Here is a 3,236-nt window from a genome sequence, read left to right on the forward strand (position 1 = left end):
AAATCGATGAGCAAGTGCTACGAGCCGGACCATCCCGAAATCGCCACCAGCCTCAACAACTTGGCAGAACTTTACGAATCCCAGGGACGTTACGAGGCAGCGGAACCCCTCTACCGGCGATCGCTGGCAACCCGAGAGCAAGTCCTGGGAGAAAACCATCCTGACACTGCTACTAGTGTCAACGACCTGGCCAACCTCTACCGATCACAAGGACGCTACGAAGAAGCAGAACCCCTTTTCCGGCGATCACTGGCAACCCGAGAGCAAGTCTTGGGAGAAAGCCATCCTGACACCGCCACCAGTGTCAATGACTTGGCTAACCTCTACCGATTTCAGGAACGCTACGCTGAAGCAGAACCCCTCTTTCGGCGATCATTGGCTATTTATAGGCAAGTTCTGGGAGCTGAACACCCCTATACCGCCACTGGCCTCAATAACTTGGCAAACGTTTACCGACTGCAGGGACGCTACACCGAAGCAGAACCTCTCTACCAGCAGTCACTAGCAATTCGAGAGCAAGTCTTGGGAGCTAGTCATCCCGAGACTGCCGTGAGTCAATGTAACTTGGGGCAAATTTACTTAGCTCTGGGGCGTTATTCAGAAGCAGAAAGTTCACTTCTCGCAGCCCTCAACACCTTCCAGAATGTCTTCAATTCTGACCACTTCTACATTCAAGAAACCCTCCGGCGCTTAAATGTTTTGGTGCAAACCGTCCTCCAAGCCGATCGCGCCGCCGACCTCTCTGACCACCCCCTCACCCAATCCCTCCTGCAAGAACTCACCACCCCACCCCACCCGTAGGGGCGCATCGCCATGCGCCCTCCGATACGCAAGATCTCCGAGGGTCGATTCGTATCAAGCGATCGACCCGGTTGGAGGGCGTACAGCGGTACGCCCCTACCTGGCGCGGGAAAATCGATTCTTGTGGGGCCACATCGCCATGCGCCCTCCGATACGCAAGATCTCCGCAAACCAATTCGGTTCAGGCGATCAATCCTGGCGGAGGGCGTACAGCGGTACGCCCCTACCGGCGCGGGAAAATCGTGTGGGGCCACATCGCCATGCGCCCTCCGATCCGCAAGATTTCCGAGGGTCGATTCGTTTCAGGCGATCAATCCTGGCGGAGGGCGTACTGCTGTACGCCCCTACCGGCGCGGAAAAATCGATTCTTGTGGGGCGCATCGCCATGCGCCCTTCGATCCGCAAGCTCTCCGAGGGTCGATTCGTGTCAAGCGATGAGGAGAGCGCCCAAGCCAAACCCTGAGACCGTCGGCGGTTGAACGTCGCTTCTCCCACCATTGCCACAGGGGACGGAATCTGGCAGGAGGCGATTTTCACAGCGGTTGTTTTATAAGATGGCTGTCTGGTCGCTTCATTGACCCGCTCCTAGCCATGCCCTACGAACCGCTGCACCACAAATATCGCCCACAACGGTTTGCCGACTTGGTGGGCCAACAGGCGATCGCCCAAACGCTGACCAACGCGCTTCAGCAAAATCGAATTGCGCCGGCTTACCTGTTTGCGGGGCCTCGGGGAACGGGCAAAACCTCCAGCGCTCGGATTTTGGCGAAATCGCTCAACTGCCTGAGCAGCGAGGGGCCCACAGCGGAACCCTGCGGCCATTGCCAAACTTGCGTGGAAATTACGCAGGGGCGGGCGCTGGATGTGGTGGAAATTGACGCAGCCAGCAATACGGGGGTTGACAACATCCGGGAGCTGATTGAGCGGGCCCAATTTGCCCCGGTGCAATGCCGCTACAAGGTTTATGTGCTGGACGAGGTGCATATGCTGTCGGGCGCGGCGTTCAATGCGCTGCTGAAAACCCTGGAGGAACCGCCGGCCCATGTGGTGTTTGTGTTGGCCACGACGGATCCGCAGCGGGTTTTGCCGACGATTATTTCTCGTTGTCAGCGGTTTGACTTTCGGCGGATTCCCCTGGTGGACATGGTGAGCCATTTGGGGACGATCGCCCAACAGGAGTCGATCGAGATTGTGCCGGAAGCATTGACCCTGGTGGCCCAAATTGCACAGGGGGGCTTGCGCGATGCGGAAAGCCTGCTGGATCAACTGAGCCTGGTTCCCACGGGGGTGACGGTGGAGGCCGTTTGGGATCTGGTGGGGGCTGTGCCGGAGCGAGATTTGCTGGCTTTGGTGTCCAGCTTGGCGGCGGGTGACGCGGAAGGGGCGGTGGATTGTTTGCGGCGGCTGATGGATCGGGGCCGGGAACCGACGATCGTGCTGCAAAATTTGGCGAGTTTCTATCGAGATCTGCTGATTGCGAAGACTGCGCCCGATCGGGGTGATTTGGTGGCCCTGACGGAGCCAACTTGGCAGCAACTCTGTGAATTTGCCCGCAGTCAGGAACTGAGCTGGATCTTGCATGGGCAGCAGTACCTCAAAACCGGCGAATCGTTGCTGAAAAACTCCACCCAGCCTCGGTTGTGGTTAGAGGTGACTTTGATGGGGCTGTTGCCGGGGGCGGTGGCTCCGGTGGGGGCTGTTGGGTCGGTGGCTCCGATGCCGCCTCGCCCGATCGCCCCGATCTCGCTTCCGGCCCCTGTGCCGGCCCCGATCGCACCCGTTGCGGTTCCTGCGTCGAGCGATCCGCTCTCGACTCTGTTGGCCCAGTTGGGGCTAGATTCGGGGGCGATCGCCCAATTTGCCCAAGGCGTGACCCAATGGGCCCAAACGAATCCGGCCGCGCTGATGCAGTTGATCGGTTTGTTGCAGTCCATGGGAGGTGTGGCTCCGGCCCCGATCGCAACAAGCACCCCCACCGCAACTCCCCCAAGCGCAACAACAACGACTCCGGCGGCGATCGCTCCGGTGGCCGCTGTTCCCCAACCGGCTCCCATGCCCACCCCCGCTCCGGAGCCGGCCCCGGTCAGCGCTGGGCCCGATGAAACCTTTGCACCGGAACCCAGCCCGATCGCGCCGGTTCCCGCTTCTGCGGAGCTGGATCAACTGTGGCAAGCGATCTTGGTTCATGTGCAACCCCCGGCCACCAAGATGATGTTGTCGCAGATGGGGCAACTGCTGTCCTTTGATGGTCAAAACGCCGTCGTGGGGATTCCGCCCAGTTGGGTTGCCAAGTTTGAGTCCCGCACCAAGGCGATCGAAACGGCCTTTCAGCAGCACCTGCAACGGAGCGTCACGGTTGCGATTCGGGCCAATGTGGTGATGCCCCCCCAGACCAGCGCGCCCGCGTCCTTCCCAAAAAATCCACCCAGGGGAAC

At 59.8% G+C, this 3,236-nt stretch carries 2 protein-coding genes; both read left to right on the forward strand.

What is annotated here, in order from left to right:
- Positions 1 to 801: tetratricopeptide repeat protein (locus AMR42_RS06990; RefSeq protein ID WP_143472971.1), on the forward strand; the 801-nt coding region annotated here is incomplete at its 5' end.
- 591 nt (positions 802 to 1,392) lie between these two features.
- Positions 1,393 to 3,236: DNA polymerase III subunit gamma/tau (locus tag AMR42_RS07000; RefSeq protein WP_099532747.1), on the forward strand; the 1,844-nt coding region annotated here is incomplete at its 3' end.

It is taken from the genome of Limnothrix sp. PR1529, assembly GCF_002742025.1.
Taxonomy (GTDB): Bacteria; Cyanobacteriota; Cyanobacteriia; order CACIAM-69d; family CACIAM-69d; genus CACIAM-69d.